The organism is Brevundimonas sp. (assembly GCF_965278935.1).
Lineage (GTDB): Bacteria > Pseudomonadota > Alphaproteobacteria > Caulobacterales > Caulobacteraceae > Brevundimonas.
In genome coordinates this window covers 111,993-130,542 of sequence record NZ_OZ257124.1, presented here as the reverse complement: position 1 = coordinate 130,542, position 18,550 = coordinate 111,993, and the positions used below count along the sequence as shown (strand labels likewise).

Annotated in this window: 18 protein-coding genes; 5 read left to right on the top strand and 13 right to left on the bottom strand. The window is 68.1% G+C overall.

Going from position 1 to position 18,550, the window contains the following annotated elements; translation table 11 throughout:
• The first annotated feature begins 34 nt into the window (after positions 1-34).
• Entirely contained in the window at positions 35-598 is a 564-nt protein-coding gene (locus ACQY68_RS00660) for an ActR/PrrA/RegA family redox response regulator transcription factor (protein WP_428151088.1), read from the top strand.
• 28 nt (positions 599-626) lie between these two features.
• Here the strand turns inward: ACQY68_RS00660 and mmcB are convergent, their stop codons facing one another.
• From mmcB to thpR, 3 genes are read right to left on the bottom strand one after another with little or no spacing between them, the layout of a single operon-like run.
• Positions 627-1,073: a DNA repair putative endonuclease MmcB gene (gene mmcB, locus ACQY68_RS00655; protein ID WP_428152701.1), complete on the bottom strand. Its 447-nt coding sequence runs from the start codon at positions 1,071-1,073 to the stop codon at positions 627-629.
• 31 nt (positions 1,074-1,104) lie between these two features.
• Positions 1,105-1,665, bottom strand: coding sequence for a GNAT family N-acetyltransferase (locus tag ACQY68_RS00650; RefSeq protein ID WP_428152700.1), 561 nt, complete (start codon positions 1,663-1,665; stop codon positions 1,105-1,107).
• A complete protein-coding gene (gene thpR / locus ACQY68_RS00645) occupies positions 1,665-2,201 on the bottom strand; it encodes an RNA 2',3'-cyclic phosphodiesterase (RefSeq protein ID WP_428151087.1) in 537 nt (178 codons plus the stop codon). The genes ACQY68_RS00650 and thpR overlap by 1 nt, the downstream gene beginning before the upstream one ends.
• A 149-nt stretch (positions 2,202-2,350) precedes the next feature.
• On the opposite strand from thpR, the gene ACQY68_RS00640 reads away from it, so the two are divergent.
• The gene (locus ACQY68_RS00640; protein ID WP_428151086.1) at positions 2,351-3,100 is read left to right on the top strand and encodes a Bax inhibitor-1/YccA family protein; all 750 of its coding nucleotides are present in this window, start codon (positions 2,351-2,353) and stop codon (positions 3,098-3,100) included.
• A 126-nt stretch (positions 3,101-3,226) separates the two neighbouring features.
• Here ACQY68_RS00640 and ACQY68_RS00635 read toward each other — a convergent pair whose 3' ends face one another.
• The 4 genes from ACQY68_RS00635 to ACQY68_RS00620 form a co-directional block, all read right to left on the bottom strand.
• Positions 3,227-3,568 (bottom strand): DUF2794 domain-containing protein, encoded by a 342-nt coding sequence (locus ACQY68_RS00635; RefSeq protein WP_428151085.1) that lies wholly within the window; start codon positions 3,566-3,568, stop codon positions 3,227-3,229.
• Positions 3,569-4,029: 461 nt separating this feature from the next.
• Complete coding sequence (locus tag ACQY68_RS00630; protein WP_428151084.1) at positions 4,030-5,376, bottom strand: trypsin-like peptidase domain-containing protein; 1,347 nt, start codon at positions 5,374-5,376, stop codon at positions 4,030-4,032.
• 27 nt (positions 5,377-5,403) lie between these two features.
• On the bottom strand, positions 5,404-6,801 hold the full coding sequence (locus ACQY68_RS00625; RefSeq protein WP_428151083.1) for an ATP-binding protein: 1,398 nt from the start codon (positions 6,799-6,801) through the stop codon (positions 5,404-5,406).
• Between the two features lie 52 nt (positions 6,802-6,853).
• Entirely contained in the window at positions 6,854-7,861 is a 1,008-nt protein-coding gene (locus ACQY68_RS00620) for a response regulator transcription factor (protein ID WP_428151082.1), read from the bottom strand.
• Here ACQY68_RS00620 and ACQY68_RS00615 point away from each other — a divergent pair.
• Positions 7,860-8,318 carry a nuclear transport factor 2 family protein gene (locus tag ACQY68_RS00615; RefSeq protein ID WP_428151081.1) on the top strand — a complete coding sequence of 153 codons (459 nt, stop codon included), beginning with the start codon at positions 7,860-7,862 and terminating at the stop codon, positions 8,316-8,318. The two genes, ACQY68_RS00620 and ACQY68_RS00615, sit on opposite strands and share 2 nt — an antisense overlap.
• A gap of 101 nt (positions 8,319-8,419) precedes the next feature.
• On the opposite strand, the gene ACQY68_RS00610 is transcribed toward ACQY68_RS00615, so the two are convergent.
• Both ACQY68_RS00610 and ACQY68_RS00605 read right to left on the bottom strand, forming a co-directional pair.
• Entirely contained in the window at positions 8,420-9,307 is an 888-nt protein-coding gene (locus tag ACQY68_RS00610; RefSeq protein WP_428151080.1) for an IPTL-CTERM sorting domain-containing protein, read from the bottom strand.
• A 179-nt stretch (positions 9,308-9,486) separates the two neighbouring features.
• Positions 9,487-10,677, bottom strand: a complete 1,191-nt coding sequence (locus tag ACQY68_RS00605; protein WP_428151079.1) for an acyl-CoA dehydrogenase — start codon at positions 10,675-10,677, stop codon at positions 9,487-9,489.
• A gap of 131 nt (positions 10,678-10,808) precedes the next feature.
• On the opposite strand from ACQY68_RS00605, the gene ACQY68_RS00600 reads away from it, so the two are divergent.
• Positions 10,809-11,075: a DUF6356 family protein gene (locus tag ACQY68_RS00600; RefSeq protein WP_428151078.1), complete on the top strand. Its 267-nt coding sequence runs from the start codon at positions 10,809-10,811 to the stop codon at positions 11,073-11,075.
• Position 11,076: 1 nt separating this feature from the next.
• The gene (locus tag ACQY68_RS00595) at positions 11,077-12,264 is read left to right on the top strand and encodes a CaiB/BaiF CoA transferase family protein (protein ID WP_428151077.1); all 1,188 of its coding nucleotides are present in this window, start codon (positions 11,077-11,079) and stop codon (positions 12,262-12,264) included.
• On the opposite strand, the gene ACQY68_RS00590 is transcribed toward ACQY68_RS00595, so the two are convergent.
• From ACQY68_RS00590 to sucD, 4 genes are all read right to left on the bottom strand, one after another.
• The gene (locus ACQY68_RS00590; protein ID WP_428151076.1) at positions 12,261-12,677 is read right to left on the bottom strand and encodes a hypothetical protein; all 417 of its coding nucleotides are present in this window, start codon (positions 12,675-12,677) and stop codon (positions 12,261-12,263) included. The two genes, ACQY68_RS00595 and ACQY68_RS00590, sit on opposite strands and share 4 nt — an antisense overlap.
• Before the next feature lie 6 nt (positions 12,678-12,683).
• Positions 12,684-14,237 carry a 2-oxoglutarate dehydrogenase complex dihydrolipoyllysine-residue succinyltransferase gene (gene odhB, locus ACQY68_RS00585; protein WP_428151075.1) on the bottom strand — a complete coding sequence of 518 codons (1,554 nt, stop codon included), beginning with the start codon at positions 14,235-14,237 and terminating at the stop codon, positions 12,684-12,686.
• A 117-nt stretch (positions 14,238-14,354) separates the two neighbouring features.
• On the bottom strand, positions 14,355-17,357 hold the full coding sequence (locus tag ACQY68_RS00580) for a 2-oxoglutarate dehydrogenase E1 component (protein ID WP_428151074.1): 3,003 nt from the start codon (positions 17,355-17,357) through the stop codon (positions 14,355-14,357).
• A gap of 257 nt (positions 17,358-17,614) precedes the next feature.
• The gene (sucD, locus tag ACQY68_RS00575) at positions 17,615-18,517 is read right to left on the bottom strand and encodes a succinate--CoA ligase subunit alpha (RefSeq protein ID WP_428151073.1); all 903 of its coding nucleotides are present in this window, start codon (positions 18,515-18,517) and stop codon (positions 17,615-17,617) included.
• Positions 18,518-18,550: the final 33 nt, after the last annotated feature.

Here is an 18,550-nt window from a genome sequence, read left to right as displayed (position 1 = left end):
CGGCAAGCCGACTTGAGGGCGAGGAGAGCAAGCCATGACGACCGCCGCCACTCTGGAAGACCGTATCGCCGGGCTTCAGGACCGTTCCCTTCTTTTGCTGGATGACGACCAGGCGCTGCGGACCCGTCTGGGCCGGGCGCTGGAATCGCGCGGCTTCCAGGTGACGACCGCCGGATCGGTGGCCGAGGCGACCGAGGCGCTGCGAACCCACCAGCCCGCCTTCGCCGTGCTGGACATGCGTCTGGACGACGGCAACGGCCTGAAGGTCGTCGAGGCCATTCGCGAGCGCCGTGACGACGCCCGCATCGTCATGCTGACCGGCTACGGCGCCATCGCCACGGCCGTCGCGGCGGTCAAGGCCGGCGCCGTCGACTATCTGTCCAAGCCCGCTGACGCCGACGACGTGGTCAAGGCCCTGCTCGCCACCGGCGACGCGCCCGAGCCGCCCGAAAACCCGATGAGCGCCGACCGCGTCCGCTGGGAGCATATTCAGCGCGTCTACGAACTGTGCGACCACAATGTCTCGGAAACGGCCCGCCGTCTGGGCATGCACCGCCGGACCCTGCAGCGCATCCTGGCCAAACGGGCGCCGCGCTAGGCTTCGCCTGTCCGGTTTCTTTTTGGCGCTACTCCCGCAGCGTCCGCATCGCCGCCAGCCGTCCGAAGGCGATGGTCAACGCCTTCCGCCTCGCCGGAGCCAGCATCGCCACCGGCGCATCCCGCACGACCGCGCCCCCGAACTGATCGGCGACGATCAGGCCCGGCTCATCCGGCAGAACGCCTTCCGGAAACTCCGGCGCTACGGCGAAGAAGAAGGCGTCGCAGAAGGGCGCGTATTCGGGCCATTTGCGGTCGACGCGATAGTCCTCGATCCCCGACTTTACCTCGACGATGACGATGTCGCCCTTGCGCCCCAGAGCCATGACGTCGGCGCGCCGCCCGTTGGGCAGGCATACTTCCAGCAACGGCGCATAGCCCATGTCCGCCAGCAGTCTCGCCGCCCCCCGCGTCACGCCGAGCGTGGTCTCCGGGCGGCTGAAGACGAGTTCGAGATGAACGGCGGCGGCGGGCATCCGCACACTATGTTCCGGTTGCGTTCCGCCTTCAAGCGAAGCGTTTGCGGTTCCCGGCCCACTCCGCCCTTGTCTGTCCCCACAGATCGACGCGAGCCGTCTCGAACGGCGCAGGCAGTCTGCCCGGCCCACGATTGACCGATCCCAGGCGCGCAGCGAGCTGCTGCGACGCGATATTGTCCGGGTCGATGGAGTGGATGACATCGTTCCAGCCGAGGACGTCGAAGGCGTAGTCCATGCTCGCCACGGCCGCCTCCAGGGCATAACCCTTGCCCATCGCATCCCTGTGCAGGCTCCAGCCCACTTCCGGCCCGGGCCAGCCGTGCGGATTCCACGGGCCGATCCGACCCAGCCACAGGCCGGTCGATTTCTCGATCACCGAGAAGAAACCCTCGCCCGTCAGGGCCCAGGCGCCGGCCACGGACATCAGGGCGCGCCAGACCTCGGCCGGGCTCTTGGCGCCGCCGATGAATCTGGTCGTCTCGGCATCGCCCTGGAAGTCGCACCAGCGTTCGAAATCCTCCATCGCCGTGGGACGCAGGATCAGGCGTTCGGTCTCGATCGTGGGGCCCAGAGGCGAAGAGTGCGCAATCACAGCGGATACTCCCGTTCCAGTTCGTAATGGCTGCCGTCGTCGCTCAGGATGCTGGAATAGAGGCCGAAGCGGTCGATCCGGATCGGCGGCGAATGCAGCAGGTTGTGGTTGGTGATCCAGGCCCCGATCCGGTCCGGATTGGTCTGGGTCTTGAGATAGGCGAGCGTCACGTGCGGCCGATAGAGGCGCGGCTCCATCGTCACGCCCGCCCGCTCGGCCGCCGACTTGCAGCGTCCGGCCAGGACATTCAGCCGTTCGGACGGCTCCAGCCCCGCCCACAGGGTGTGGCTGCGGTGCGCATCCCCGAACGCGCCCACGCCCTTCAGTTCGATGTCGAAGGCGCCGCCTGGAATGCGCGCCAGTTCGGCCGCCAGGTCGTCGGCGCGGCGCTCATCGACATCGCCATAGAAGGCCAGGGTCACATGCAAGGCCTCGGCGGACCGCCATCGCGCGCCGGGCAGGCCGGTCTGGCGCCGGCCGAGCGTCTCGGCCACCTCGAAGGGGATTGGAATGGCGGTGAACAGACGCAGCATGCGACCGTTCGTAGCGCCTGAGGCCAAAGGCGCAAAGCGGGCGGAACCCCTGCGTCGATCCATCCCTTGCATGGGTGGTCACGGACCACGATATTTCGCACTTCGGCGCAGGGTCTTTCCTGCCGCCTCAATCGGAGAAGACACTCGCGATGAGCGACTTCAGAAACGGCTACTCGACGCCGGCTCCGGCCAAGGCCGACATGGCCGTGGACGCGGGCCTGCGCAGCTTCATGCTGGGCGTCTACAACAAGCTCGCCCTCGGCCTCGTGGTCGCGGGCGCCCTGGCGTATGTCACCGGCAACGTGCCGGCGGTGCAGCAGCTGCTGTTCGCCGTAACGGCGGACGGCCGGGTCGGCCTGACCGTGCTGGGCATGATCGTCCAATTCCTGCCGCTGGTCCTGCTGTTCGGCTCGATGTTCTTCATGAAGAACCCCACGGCCGGCGGCGTGAACATGCTCTACTGGGCCGTCGTCGCCTCGATCGGCGCGGGTCTGGGCGTCCTGTTCCTGCGCTACACCGGCGGGTCCCTGGCCTCGACCTTCTTCGTGACGGCTGCCTCGTTTGGCGCGCTGAGCCTGATCGGCTACACAACCAAGAAGGACCTGACGGGCATGGGATCGTTCCTGATCATGGGCGTGATCGGCCTGATCATCGCCTCGGTCGTGAACATGTTCATGCAGTCGGGCACGCTCTACCTGATCATTTCCGGTGTGGGCGTGCTGATCTTCGCGGGCCTGATCGCCTACGACACCCAGCGTCTGAAGATGACCTACTACGCCTTGGGTGGCGACCAGCAGGCGATGGGCGTGGCCACCGGCTTCGGCGCGCTGAGCCTGTTCATCAACTTCGTGAACCTGTTCCAATTCCTGCTGGCCTTCATGGGCGGCAACCGGAACTAGGGCCTTCGCAGGCTGACGGATTGAGGGCCCCGGCGGAGACGCCGGGGCCTTTTTCGTGGTTGGTGACTGGTGGCTGGTGGCCAGAGCGCACCCAGTCCAGCCACCAGTCATGAGCCACCAGCTACCCTATTCCACCACCTGGAACTTGCGGCTGTCGAAGACGCGGAGCACCTGCGGCAGGTCGCGGCCGCGTTTCAGGACGACGCCGCCCTCGCCGATGACCGACCACTGGCCCTGACGCGTCTGCAACGCGGGGCGCTTCTCGATGCGATAGGCGGGGGCGTCGCCGGAGCGGCGGAAGACGGCGAACTCCGCCGCGTCCTTGCCGCCGACCATGGCGTAGTCGCGCCACTCGGCCTGGGCCACCATCCGCCCGTAGACCCGCAGGATCAGGTCGAGCTCGCGCCGCTCGAAGAAGACGGACGAGGGTTGTGCGCCGCTGTCGTTGGCTCCGGAATCGAACGTCATCGCGACCAATCTAGGCCCGGTTCGGACAAACGCCAGCGCCGCCGTCGGTCGAGGCCGGATGATAAATCCGCCACGACACGAAATGGCCCCGTTTCGGTCCTTCGGCGGCCCGGTTGGGCAGCGAAACAGTGACCGTCGGCCTGACGGAGTTCGGTTGCGTCCCGGATCCTGAACAGCCCCCCCAGCCCCCCTGGATGTTGCCGCAGTGGCTTCGCCAGGCCGACGCTTCCTCCAAAGCGAGACCCCCGCCCTGCCACCCTCCCCCCTCCGGCACGGCGGGGGTTTTGCTATGTGGCGCGCAGCGCCACATAGCTTTCTGGTTCAGGGCGCTACCGCTCGACGCGCGGCGTCGAGCGGCTTGAGAGCATTTCCGGGGCGCTATCGCTCGCGACGCGGTCGCTCACTGCTCGAGCGCGGGAGGCGCTCCCTCAGAAAAACAGGAAGCGCCTCTCCGGGCTGACTCAGTCCGCAGCGGCCAGGACGATCTCGACGCTCTCGTCACCGCGCTGGACGGTCAGGGTCGCGCCAGCCGTGGCCGACAGGGCCCGCGCCAGTTCCGGGAAGCTCGACACCGACATGCCGTTGGCGGCGGTGACCAGATCGCCGGCGCGCAGGTCCTGCCGGGCCGCGGTGGAACCGCCCTCGACCGCCACGACCAGGGCGCCCGAGGCGCTGATCCCGTCCGAAGGCTTCACGTCGCGGAAGTTGGCCCCATAGGCCTGGAGCGAGGTCGCGCCGAGCTGGACCGGATCGGTCGACAGGACCTCGACGTTCAGCGCCGTCGTCGCCTCATGCCCGGCGCGCATATAGACGAGGGTGATCCGGGTTCCCGGAGGCGCGATGCCGACCGTCGCCTGGACCGATCCGGCGTTGGCGACCGGGCGGTTCTGGATGCGGGTGATGATGTCGCCGCGTTGCAGACCCGCGCGCTCGGCCGGAGAGCCGGGCAGGACGTCCTCGACGATGGCGCCGCGCACGTAGCCGAGGCCGGCCTCGACCGCGCGTTCGGCGGTCAGCGAGCCCAGGGTCGCGCCGATGCGGCCGCGCGTGACCTCGCCATGGGCGCGCAGCTGCTCGACCACGAACAACAGGATGCGGGTCGGCACGGCGAAGGCGATGCCGTCGTTGCCGCCGTCAATTCCGCCCGACAGGATCGAGGTGTTGATGCCGATCAGCCGGCCCCGGCTGTCCAGCAGCGGCCCGCCGGAGTTGCCGGAGTTCACGGCGGCGTCGGTCTGGATGTAGTCCTCGACCGCGTCGCCCATGCCGGACCGGCCGAGGCCCGAGATCACGCCCATGGTCAGGGTCTGGTCGAGGCCCAGCGGATAGCCGACCGCGAAGGCCAGATCGCCGGTGCGCAGGGTGTCGGAATCGACCGTCTCGACCTGCGACAGACCCGAGGCGTTGATCTGCAGGACGGCGATGTCGGTCGCCTTGTCGGACCCGATCAGGGTGGCGTCGACCAGACGTCCGTCGGTCATGTCGACGCGAAATTTCTGGCCGTCCTCGATGACGTGGTGGTTGGTGACGATGATGCCGTTGGCCGCGTCGATGATGACGCCCGAACCGCTGGAGATCGGGGTCGGTTCGGTCTCGCCGGTGGTCGGGCCCGCCGACATGCCGAGCGTCGTGACCTGGACCACGGCCGGCAGCGACCGCTCCAGCCCGGTGGCGAAGCTGAACACGCCGCGGCGGGCATCGTAGGGCAGGGGGAAGTCGGGCGCGGTCTGGGCCTGTGCGGCGCCGGCGACGGCCCCCAGCAGCGTCAGGGCGAGGGCCGAACCGGTCAGAAGGCGAAGGCGCGTCATGGTGTATCCCCAGAATGTGAGGTCAGCCTAGCGCGAGAATCTGGCCGTGACGATGGCCCCCGGCTTCGCGTCATCAATCGTCATCCGGCCCCCGTGACGCCTCAGGATGGCCCGTACGAAGGTCAGTCCCATGCCGTGGCTGTCGGGGCTGCGCGGGGCTGTCGAGGGCGCGCCGGACATGCCCGGTCCCTGGTCGGCGACCGACAGGCACGGACCGTCTTCGCAGTCCCAGGCCCGGATCGCGACCACCCCGCCGTCGGGCGAAAACTTCACGGCGTTGTCGACCAGATTGGCCACGGCCCGTTGCAGCAATGAGCGCACGCCCAGCACCGAGACGGGTTCGCCTTCGGCGACGATCCGGATGTCGCGGATGTCGGCGATCGGCTGATAGAGTTCCACGGCCGCCTCGGCCAGGACGTCCAGACGCACGCTCTCGAACAGCCAGGCCTCGCCGTCGCGCAACGCCATGGCCTCGTTCATGGCCCGGGTGATTTCGGCGATGTCGCGTCCCGCCGCCTCACCCAGCCGCATCCGCTCGGCCGGGTCGTCGGTCTCCTTCAGCTTGTCGAGACGCGCCGAGGCGCGGGCCAGAGGGGTGCGGAAATCGTGCGCGAGCTGATCGGCGGAATCGCGCAGCCAGCTCAACAGCTCCTCCAGCCGGTCGAGCGTCCGGTTCACCTGGTTGGACAGCTGGGTCAGCTCGGGTGCGACCGCCACATCGGGTGCGCGACGCGAGAAGTCGCCCAGCGCGGCGCGATCCAGCACCAGACTGACCTCGGCGATAGCGCTGGTCAGGCGCTGACGGGCGAACATGGCCGCCGTCAGGCCCGACACCAGGATCAGGCCGCCGGTCAGGGCGACGGCCAGCACGGCCCAGCGCCAGGCCACCCCGGCGGGATCGACGACCCGTCCGACGATGATCGACAGCGACCCGATCGGGCGCTTGACCACGATCACATCGACGCCGCGCGACAGGCACAGCTGCCCCGCCTCGAGCCGGATCAGATAGACGCCTTCCCCCAGTCGCGGCAGGTGCTGGGCCCGCGCGGTCTCCAGCGCCAGCAGGCCGGCCGGCTTGCCGACGGGCGCGCGGATCAAACGCACGCCGGCGCCGCCCTGACCCGTGCGGCAGGTCTGTTCGAGCGTGGTGACGCTGCGGGTCGGCCCGTCCTGGAAGGCGCTGAGGAAGGCGGACATGTAGGCGGCGTCCCCCTCGGTCAGGGCCGAGGCGTCCATCGAGGTGTCTGCCGGAAGCTTCGAGGCAATGGCGCCGAAGTCGTCGAGCGCCGACAGGGCCGCCTGCTGCCGCTGGTCCAGCCGCGCCGCCTGGCCAGTCACCATCAGCGATCCGGTCAGGGCGAGGGCGGCCAGGACGGCCAGGCCCGAGGCGAGCTGGGTCAGGGTCCGCCGCGCCATCCAGGCCATGAGACCCTCGGGGCGGACCTTTCGCCAGATCGCGGCGAGCCGGCTCAAATGATCAGGCCGCGTCGAGGTCGCGGAAGATCAGGCTCTGGCTGCGGGCCGAGACGATCAGGGGATGCAGGTCCTCGCCCAGCTCCGGCGCCTGTTCCTTCAGCCGGCGACGCAGGGCCGAGATCCGGGCGTCGATGATGTTGACGAAGTTGTCGGGCAGGAAGGTCCATTCGACCCAGCACCTATCCCACAGCATGGTCTTCGTCACCGGCTGGCCGCGCGCGGTCATCAGCTCCGAGACGATGGCGAACTCCAGCGGCGACAGGTCGATCAGTCGCTCGGCGCCCTCGATCATCAGCTTCAGGGTCCGGGCGCCGGGCGACAGGCGGAACGGGCCGTTGATCAGGTCGGCGTTGGCGGGTCGGGCGCGACGGGCCACGCGCCTCAGCTGGGCCGCGATCCGGGCCAGCAACTCCTCGTCGCCGATGGGCTTGGACAGATAGTCGTCGGCCCCGCCCAGCAGGCCCTCGACCCGCTGACGCTCGCCGGTCAGGGCGGTCAGCATCAGGGCCGGCGCGTCCGAGGACGGGCCCGAGGAGGTGCGCAGCCGCTTCAGCGTCTCCAGACCGTCCAGCCCCTTGGTCAGCCGGTCCAGGATCAGGATGTCATAGGCATGGATCGCAGCGGCGCTCAGCGCCTGTTCGCCCGCATCGACGCAATCCACGGCCTCGAACCCGGCGCGCAGCAGACGGTCGGACACATGTTCGGCCAGGGCCGGGTCGTCTTCCAGCACCAGGGCGCGACGGCCGGCGAAGACCTCCGCCAGGGCCGCGAAGGGATCGGCTTGCGCCGCCTGTTCGATGTCCGTGCTGCTCATGCGTTCGCCCCCGACCGAAATCCGGTCCGGTATAGTCCGGGCCGGCGCCAGCACAAAACGCCCGGCCATCCGATCCTGGGGCGTTCCGCCCGCCCGCGCCGCTGATCCTTCCTGACGAGGCCCGGCTTGCCGGTCCCGGGCGGCGTGATAGCGTTCCGTCAGGCGCGATCGGGCGCCGACGGGAAGGACCGCCATGACCCTCTTCGCTCTCGCCGCCGTGCTCGCGCTCCAGGCCACCACGCCTGCCGATCCGGCCTCGGCCGAAGCCGTCGCCGTCATGGCGCCGGTTGAGGCGACCTTCGCGGCCCTCGCGGCGCGGGACGGCGCCTTGCTGGCCCCGCATTTCGACCCGGAGGCCCGGATGATCGTGGCGCTCGAACGGCCGGACGGGACCCGCGCCATCCGTCGTCTGACGGGCCTCGAGTTCGCCGCCGGCCTGCGTCCGGGCACCGAGACGTTCGAGGAGGTCATGCCCGACCCGGTCATCGCTATCGACGGAGATGTGGCAGTGGTCTTCGGGCGCTATCTGTTCAAGGTCGACGGCGCCGTCGTCCACTGCGGCGCCAACCATTTCGACCTGATCCGCAAGGACGGCGCCTGGACCATCGCCGGCATCACCTGGAGCCAGCGCACGACCGGGTGCGAGGGGTAGAGGATGTCTCGCGCCTGAATTTCCGTCATGGATAGGCCGCGGACATGCAAACGGCCCCGCTGTCGCCAACGGGGCCGTTGTCAGTCGTGGAGGCTTTCGCCTCAGACCATCATGCGCCGACGCTGGACGTAGAGCGCCGCGCTGCCCGCGAGCACGACGCCGAACAGGATCATCCCCCACTCGGACAAGGTCGGAACGGGTGCGACCGGTATGTAGGTCACCGTGACCTGGCCGTCGCCGACACGAACGCCGGCCGTCGTCGCGCCACCCGTCAGGCCTGCGCCGGCGATATAGGACGATCCGCCACCGGCTCCGCTGTGGGCGCTGGAAACGCCCCCGCCGTAGTAGCCGCCGCCGCCGCCGCCCACCCAGGGCGTGCTGGCTCCAGTCGCGCTGCCGCCGACGCCCAGGGCTCCTCCGAGGGTTCCCCCGGCGGACTGGGTTCCGCCCGTGCCGACCGATCCGCCACAGCAGACGGCGCCGTTACTGCCGACAAGACCGCCGCCATTCCCGCCCGAGGTGCCGTTAGCCGTCGCGCCCCCACCCCCGGCGGCGACGATCTTGCGATTGGCAAGGGCGGTTCCGCCCTGGCGAACGTCGCTGGCCCCGCCGCCGCCGCCGACCCAGGTCGGGACGTTGCCGTTGCTCACGCCGTTGCCGCCGCCGTTGAATCCACCGCCCATGATCACGCCATTGCCGATGGCGGCCGTACCCTGACCACCCACGTAGATCGTGAGGGTCTCGCCGGGTGTCACGGCCAGCGTCCCCGATGCCCGGCCGCCACGGCCGCCGAGAGTGGCGCCAGCGTCAAAGCCCTGGGCGCCCTGGGCGACGATATCGACCGAGGTCACCCCGGCCGGAACGACGAAGCTCTGCACGGCTCCGGTTGCGTTGTAGGTGACCGTCGTCTGGGCGGCCGCGATTCCGGCGGCCGACAGACTGAATGCGAAGACTGCGCCGGTTACGACGGCCCTGATTTTGTTGAACATATCTTACCCCCGATTGAACTGACGTCTCTGACCAGCACCAGACGAGCGGTCAACACGATTCCCCCGGGCGGCGTCACGGGAGTCAGATATCGTCAGGGTTCGGCTGCATTCATGCCCACGGGGATTCAACGCGCGGCAGGGGGCGGAGGAGGATATGGCCTCAGCCGGGAACCTGGTCCCTAGAACGCGCTCTCGCCGGTGATCGCCCGACCGAGGATCAGGGCGTGCACGTCGTGGGCCCCCTCATAGGTGTTGACGGTCTCCAGGTTCATGGCGTGGCGCATGACGTGGAGTTCGCCGGTGATCCCCGCGCCGCCGTGCATGTCGCGGGCCTCGCGGGCGATGGCCAGGGCCTTGCCGCAGTTGTTGCGCTTCATCAGGGATATGGCCTCTGGCACCCAGGCTCCCGTATCCAGCAGACGGCCGAGCGCATAGGCGCCTTCGAGCCCCAGGAAGATCTCGGTCTGCATGTCTGCCAGCTTCTTCTGCACCAGCTGACGGCTGGACAGCGGCCGCCCGAACAGCATCCGCTCTCCGACATAGTCCCGCGTCGCGTGCAGGCAGAACTCCGCCGCGCCCATCGCGCCCCAGCTGATGCCGTAACGCGCCTTGTTCAGGCAGGAGAACGGCCCGCGCAGCCCCTTCACGCCCGGCAGCAGATTGGCTTCCGGAACGAAGACGTCGTTCAGGCCGATGTCCCCGGTGATCGAGGCGCGGAGCGACAGCTTGTCGCCGATCTTGCCGGTGGTGAATCCCTCCATCCCGCGCTCGACGATGAAGCCGCGGATGACGCCGTCGAGCCTGGCCCAGACGACGGCCAGGTCGGCGATCGGCGAGTTGGTGATCCAGTATTTGCCGCCGTTCAGCGTGTAGCCGCCCTCGACCGCCACGGCGTTGGTCTTCATCGACGCCGGGTCCGACCCGCCGTCCGCCTCGGTCAGGCCGAAACAGCCGACCAGTTCGCCTGCCGCCATCCGGGGCAGGAACCGCATCTTCTGCTCCTCCGAACCGAAAGCGTAGATCGGATACATGGCCAGCGACGACTGCACCGACATGGCGCTGCGATACCCGCTGTCGACCGCCTCGATCTCGCGCGCGATCAGGCCATAGGCCACATGGCTGACGCCCGACCCGCCGTACTGTTCGGGCAGCATGGCGCCGAGGAAGCCCATCTCGCCCATCTCGGTCATGATCGTCCGATCGAAGACCTCGTCCCGGAAGGCGGCGACGACGCGGGGCAGCAGCTTCTCACGGGCATAGGTGCGGGCCGCATCGCGGATGGCGCGTTCGTCCTCCGTCAGCCGACTCTCCATGTCGAACGGATCGTCCCACTTGAAGGTCTGGGTCACGGGTGCGGCGCCGTCGGCCATGGGATGCGTCCTCGACTGTCTCACGGGCTTCTCACGCGAAGTTCACGCGCAGGCCCTGTTTCGAGCGTCCGTTTAGGACAGAATGTCATCGACGGGTAGAGACGAGGCTCGTCTCAAGCTAGGCTGGCAGGATGATCCGCGCCTTGAAACATCTGTTCGTCGACCATCCGCGCGAGGTCGAGGAGAGCTATCTGCACCACGCGGGCGTGGCGACGCGCATGGGCGTGCGGCTGGCCAGGCTGTCCGGCTGCGCCTTCATCCACGCCGTGATTCCGGGGCTGCACAAGACGACGGTTTCCGCGGACATCAGGCGGATGGCCGATGACCTCGGCTACCGGGCCGAAGTCGCGCGCGAGACCCGGATGCGGGATGCCGGCGCCTTCGATCCCGGCCTCTAGGATGACCGCGCCACAGGCTCTTGCGGGCGTCCGCGTCCTCGACCTGTCGCGCGTGCTGGCGGGGCCGTGGGCGACGCAGACCCTGGCCGATCTCGGGGCCGAGGTGATCAAGATCGAACGGCCCGGCGTCGGCGACGACACCCGCGCCTGGGGACCTCCGTTCACGACGAAGACCGACGGATCGCGTGGCGACAGCGCTTACTTTCTCTGCGCCAACCGGGGCAAGAAGTCGGTCGAGCTGGACATCGCCTCGCCCGAGGGTGCCGAGACGATCCGCAAATTGGCCGCCACCTGCGACGTCGTGGTCGAGAACTTCAAGGTCGGAGGGCTGAAGAAGTACGGCCTGGACTACGCCGCCCTGTCGGCCGCCAATCCGCGCCTCGTCTACTGTTCGATCACCGGCTTCGGCCAGTCGGGTCCGCGCGCGTCCCAAGCCGGCTACGACTACATGATCCAGGCCATGGGCGGGCTGATGAGCGTCACCGGCCAGCCCGACGGCGCGCCGGGCGCCGAGCCGATGAAAGTCGGCGTCGCCTTCGTCGACCTGGCGACCGGTCTCTATGCGTCGAACGCCATCCTCGCGGCCCTTCTGCATGCCCGCAACACCGGTCAGGGCCAGCATGTCGATATCGCCCTGTTCGACGTCCAGGCGGCCATGCTGGCCAATCAGGCGACCAATTACTTCGTCTCCGGTGTGGCTCCGACCCGGATGGGGAACGCCCACCCGAACCTCGTCCCCTACCAGCCCTTCCCCTGTTCTGACGGCATGGTGGTGATCGCGGTCGGCAACGACGGTCAATACCGGACGCTGTGCGGTGTTCTCGGCGTCGAGCATCTGGCGACCGATCCCCGTTACGCCGCCAATGCCGGGCGGATCGAACACCGCGCCGAACTGGTCGCCGCGATCTCGGCCATCACCTCGGGCTGGACCATGGGCGAGCTCATGGCGCGGCTGGAGGCGGCGGGTGTGCCCTGCGGTCCGGTCAACACCATCGACCAGGTCTTCGACGAACCCCAGGCGAAGCATCGCGGGCTCGAGATTTCGCTGGAGCGGAATGACCTGTCGGCGCCGACGAAGACGGTCGCCTCGCCGATCCGACTGTCGGAAACGCCGGTCCGCTATGACGGCGCGCCTCCGGCTCTGGGAGCGGATACCGAGGCCGTCCTGGCCGGGTTGAAGGACGGCTAGCCGAGCATCATCAGCAGGCAGCCGGCCAATGGAAAGACGACGAAGAACAGCACGACGATGAACGCTCCGGCCTTCTTGGCGTGGCTCATCACACCCGTGATCTCGGCGTCTTCCAGTTCCCCGATCCTGCCGGGGGTGGCGTCCGCCATCCATTCGCCGGTCTCGGCGTCATCGCCCGCGAATTCACCCGAGCGCATGCGGGCGATCAGCCGCCGGGCCTCGGCGATCTGGGTGTCGCGCGCGACGACACGCACGCCGCCGAGCGCGAACAGCAGGTCGGGGTTCATCGTGGCCGTATCGCGATCCGGCAGCCGCGCATCGATGCCGTGCTGGCGAAGAAACGACACCGCCAGCTCGCCTTCCGGAAGGGTCGCGAACCGGGCCACTTCCAGTTCGTCGGAAGGCCCGGCCATCCTGCCCTACAGGTCCAGCAGCGCCCGCGCCGGGTCTTCCAGCAGCTGCTTCACGCGCACCAGGAAGGTCACGGCCTCCTTGCCGTCGACGATCCGGTGGTCGTAGCTCAGGGCGATGTACATCATCGGCCGGATTTCGACCTGACCGTTCACGGCCATCGGACGCTGGACGATGTTGTGCATGCCCAGGATGCCCGACTGCGGCGCGTTCAGGATCGGCGTCGACATCAGCGAGCCGTAGGTGCCGCCGTTGGTGATGGTGAAGGTGCCGCCCTGAAGCTGGTCGAGCGTCAGGTTTCCGTCGCGGGCGTCCTTGCCCAGCGCCCCGATGCCCTTCTCGATGCCCGCCAGCGACAGCACGTCGGCGTCGCGCAGGACCGGAACGACCAGGCCCTTCTCGGTGCCGACGGCGACGCCGATGTCATAGTGGTTCTTGTAGATGATGTCCGTGCCGTCGATCTCGGCATTGACGGCCGGGATTTCCTTCAGGGCGGCGACGACGGCCTTGGTGAAGAAGGACATGAAGCCCAGCTTCACGCCGTGGGCCTTCTCGAAGGCCTCCTTGTACTGGTTCCGCAGGGCCATGACGTTGGTCATGTCCACCTCGTTGAAGGTGGTCAGCTGGGCGGCCGTATTCTGCGATTCCTTCAGGCGACGCGCGATGGTCTGGCGCAGGCGGGTCATCTTGACCCGCTCTTCCCGAGGTTGATCGGCGCGCGGCGCCGCAGGCGCAGCGGCCTGAGCCGGGGCGGCTGCAGCAGGGGCCACGGCGGCGCCGATGGCGGCGAGGGCGTCGCCCTTGGTGATGTTGCCCTTCGGACCGGTCGGGGCGATGGCCTTCGGGTCGAGGTTGTTTTCCGCGACCACGCGCTGGACGGCGGGCGACAGCGTCGCGTTGCCGACCTGGGCCGAACCGGCGTTGGCCGAGGCGCCCGGAGCCGGAGCAGCGGCGGCAGGCGCAGGGGCGGCGGCCACGCCCGACCCCGACACGGAACCGATGACCTGACCCGGGGTGACCGTCGCGCCTTCGTCGACCGAGATGGTCAGCACCCCGTCGGAGGGGGAGGCGACTTCCAGCGCGACCTTGTCGGTCTCGATCTCAACCAGGATCTCGTCCTTCCTGACCGCGTCGCCCGTCTTCTTCGACCACTTGCCGATCGCGCCTTCGGCGACGCTCTCGCCCATGACGGGGATGGTGATGTCGACGGAGGCGGATGCGGCGGCCGGTGTAGCAGCCGGGGCCGGAGCGGCGGCGGCCGGGGCAGGGGCGGCTTCAGCCTTGGCCGCAGGGGCCGGCGCGGCGGCGACCGGCTTCGCGACGGCGGCGCCTTCGGTCACGGAGCCCAGAATGGCGCCCGGGACGACCGTGTCGCCTTCGCCGAACTTGATGTCTCCGAGGGTGCCGTCGGTCGGCGAAACGACTTCCAGCGAGACCTTGTCGGTCTCCAGCTCGACCAGGACCTCGTCCTTCCGGACCGGCTCCCCGACCTTCTTGCTCCACTTGGCGATGGTCGCCTCGGAGACGGATTCGCCGAGGGCGGGGGTCAGGATGTCGGCCATGTGTCGTTTCCGGTCGGTGTCGTGCGTGGCGGTATATAGGCGAAGCTCGCCCGGTAGGGGAGCCCGCAGTTCAGTGTCATCCCGGACGCCGCAGCGCGGCGATCCGGGATGGACGGGTCAGGCGAGGGCCTCGGAGGTGAATTTCTCGAGTTCCTGCAGGTGCCGGCTCATCAGGCCGGCGGCGGTCGAGGCGGAGGCCGGACGACCGACATAGCGGGCGCGCTTGGCCTTGATGTCCATCTTGTCCAGCGTCAACTCGATCCACGGATCGACGAAGGTCCAGCCGCCCATGTTCTTCGGCTCTTCCTGGCACCAGACCAGTTCGGCGTTGGGGAAGCGGGCCAGTTCGGTCGTCAGCGACTTGATCGGCCACGGATAGAACTGTTCCAGCCGCATCAGATAGACGTCGTTGACGCCCTTCTTTTCGCGCGCGTCGAGCAGGTCGTAATAGACCTTGCCCGAGCACAGCACGACGCGGCGGATGTCCTTGTCGCCCTTGATCGTGATGCCCGAAACCTCGGGGCGGGTCTGGGCGTCGTCGTGCAGCACGCGGTGGAAGGACGAACCCTCCGCCATCTCCTTCAGGGTCGAGACCGCCTTCTTGTGACGCAGCAGCGACTTCGGCGTCATGATGATCAGCGGCTTGCGGAACGGCCGGTGCATCTGGCGACGCAGGATGTGGAAATAGTTGGCCGGGGTCGTGCAGTTGGCGACCTGCATATTGTCCTCGGCGCACTGCTGCAGGAACCGCTCGAGGCGGGCCGAGGAGTGTTCCGGACCCTGACCCTCGTAGCCGTGGGGCAGGAGCATGGTCAGGCCGCACATGCGCAGCCACTTGCGTTCGCCCGACGAGATGAACTGGTCGATGACCACCTGTGCGCCGTTCACGAAGTCGCCGAACTGGGCTTCCCACATGACCAGGGTGTTGGGGTCCGACAGGGCGTAGCCGTATTCGAAACCGAGCACGGCCTCTTCGGACAGGGCCGAGTCGATGACCTCGAAATTCTGCTGGTCGGGGTTCAGGTTGTTGAGCGGGACATAGCGGTCCTCGGTGGTTTGATCGATGATTCCCGAGTGGCGCTGGCTGAACGTGCCGCGAACCGAGTCCTGACCCGACAGACGGACCGGGAAGCCTTCGGTCAGAAGCGACCCGAAGGCCAGGCTTTCGGCCGTGGCCCAGTCGATGTTCTGGCCGGTGTTGATCGCCTCGCGACGGGCCTCGATGACCCGCTTCAGCGTCTTGTGGATATCGACCTGGTTCGGAATGGTCGTCAGGCGGTGGCCGAGATCCTTCAGCTTCGCCTCGGGCACGGCCGTGTCGCCGCGACGGTCCTCGCCCTCGGGCAGGCCGACGCCCTTCCACTGACCGTCGAGCCAGTCGGCCTTGTCGGCCTTGAAGGTCTTGCCGGCTTCGAACTGTTCGTCGAGCCAGGCTTCGAAGCGGGCCACTTCCGCGTCCACCTCGGCCTGGGTGAGGACGCCTTCCTCGACCAGCCGCTTGGCGTAGATCTCGCGCGTCGACGGCAGGGCGCGGATCTTCGAATACATGATCGGCTGGGTGAAGGTCGGATCGTCCCCTTCGTTGTGGCCGAAGCGGCGGTAGCAGAACATGTCCACCACCACGTCCTTCTTGAACTTCTGGCGGAACTCAGTGGCCACCTTGGCGGCGAAGACGACCGCTTCCGGGTCGTCGCCGTTGACGTGGAAGATCGGCGCCTGGACCATCAGGGCGACATCCGAGCAATAGGGCGTCGAGCGCGAGTTCCGCGGCGAGGTCGTGAAGCCGATCTGGTTGTTGATGACGAAATGCATCGTCCCGCCGGTGCGGTAGCCCTTCAGCCCCATCAGGGCGAAGCATTCGGCGACTACGCCCTGGCCGGCGAAGGCCGCGTCGCCGTGGATCAGGAGCGGCATGACCTTGGAGCGATCGAGCGCCCACTGGCTTTCCGGCAAACCCTTGTTGGCCTCGCGGATATCGAACGCCTGTTTCGCGCGCGCCTTGCCCAGCACGACCGGGTTGACGATCTCCAGGTGCGACGGGTTGGCGGTCAGGCTGAGGTGGACATGGTTGCCGTCGAACTCACGGTCCGACGAGGCGCCCATGTGATATTTGACGTCGCCCGAACCCTCGATGTCCGACGGCACGGACGAGCCGCCCTGGAACTCGTGGAAGATGGTCTTGTAGGGCTTGCCCATCACGGCCGCGAGCGTGTTCAGGCGGCCCCGGTGGGCCATGCCGATGACGATCTCGTCGACGCCCAGGGCGCCGCCGCGCTTGATCATCTGCTCCAGCGCCGGGACCATGGCCTCGCCGCCGTCCAGACCGAACCGCTTGGTGCCGGGGAAACGCTTGTGCAGGAAGCGCTCGAAACCCTCGGCCTCGATCAGCTTGTTGAGGATGGCGATCTTGCCTTCCCTGGTGAAGCCGTTCTTCTCGAAGGCGTCCGGCCCCTCGAACCGCTGCTGCAGCCAGGATTTCTCTTCCGGCTCGGCGATATGCATGAACTGGATGCCGATATTGCCGCAGTAGGTGCGCTTCAGGACCGCCATCACCTCGCGGATGGTGCCGGTGTCCATGCCCAGCACGCCGTCCAGATAGATCGGACGGTCCAGATCGGCCTCGGTGAAGCCGTAGAACTCGGGCGTCAGCTCGGGATTGTTGGTCGCCGCCTCGATGCCCAGCGGATCCAGCGTCGCCTGCAGGTGACCACGGACCCGATAGCTGCGGATCAGCATCAGGACGCGGATCGAATCGTGGGCGGCGGCGCGGATCTCGGCGGCGGAGGCGCCGGACGGGGCCGGGGAGGGCGCTGCGGCGGCGGCAGGGGCCGGCTTCGCTTTCGGGTCGGGCTTCGGCGCGGGCCAGCGGCCGTCGAAGACGCCGGTCTCTTCGGTGGGCTCGGCGACCTGCGACCGACCCCAGCTTCCGGCGGCCGACGAGGCCTGCACGGTCGCGGCGGTGTCGCGCAGCTGGTCGAAGAAGCCGCGCCACTCGGCCGAGACGCTGGACGGATCGACCGCCCATTTGTCGTGAAGTCCTTCGATGAAGGCGGCATTGGAGCCGTAGAGGAAGCTGGTCTCGGCAAAGACCTGATTCAGCCGACCGGCATCGTCCGCCATTGTATTCGTCGTCCCGACTCGGCCTCGGGTTTCTGAGCGGTCACATCCGCGTGAGGCCGGCGCGGATCATATAGGCGCTGTTTCCTTATGGGTCATGACCGAACCGGGGCGAATGGCGAAGAAATTCGCTGAAACGCCAAAGAAAAACGCCCCCGGCGTGAGCCGAAGGCGTCTTCCATGTCAAATCGCCGCACGAACCATGCCCAAAAGGGCCGGATTGCGCTCAGGCAGCGGGAGACCGCTCGCTGAAGGGCTTCCTAGCCCTTCAGCACTTCGACCAGGGTCTTGCCGAGGCGGGCCGGGGATTCCGACATGCGGATGCCGGCGGCCTCCATGGCGGCGATCTTGGATTCCGCATCGCCCTTGCCGCCCGAGACGACGGCGCCGGCGTGGCCCATGGTGCGGCCCTTGGGCGCCGTGCGGCCCGCGATGAAGCCGGCCATCGGCTTCTTGCGGCCCTTCCTGGCCTCGTCGATCAGGAATTGGGCGGCGTCTTCTTCCGCGCCGCCGCCGATCTCGCCGATCATGATGATCGAGGTGGTCTCGTCGTCGGCGAGGAACAGCTCCAGCATGTCGATGAACTCGGTGCCCTTGACCGGGTCGCCGCCGATGCCGACGGCCGTCGTCTGGCCGAGGCCCTCGTTGGTCGTCTGGAACACGGCCTCATAGGTCAGGGTGCCCGAACGCGACACGATGCCGACCGAGCCCTTCTTGAAGATGGAGCCCGGCATGATGCCGATCTTGCACTCGTCGGGCGTCAGGATGCCGGGGCAGTTGGGGCCCAGCAGGCGCGACTTCGAGCCTTCCAGCCGGCGCTTGACCTTGACCATGTCCAGCACCGGGATGCCTTCGGTGATGCAGGTGATGAAGGGGATCTCGGCCTCGATGGCCTCGATGATGGCGGCGGCGGCGCCCGCCGGCGGGACATAGATGACCGAAGCGTCGGCGCCCGTGGCGTCGCGGGCCTCGGCGACCGAGGCGTAGATCGGCAGGGTCTCGCCGTGCGAGCCGGTCCAGGTCTGGCCGCCCTTGACCGGGTGGACGCCGCCGACCATCTGGGTGCCGTGATAGGCCAGCGCCTGTTCCGTGTGGAACCCGCCCGTCTTGCCGGTCAGGCCCTGGACGATGATCTTGGTGTTCTTGTCGACGAGGATGGACATCAGTTTCTTCCGGGACGGGAGGATTCAGGGGTG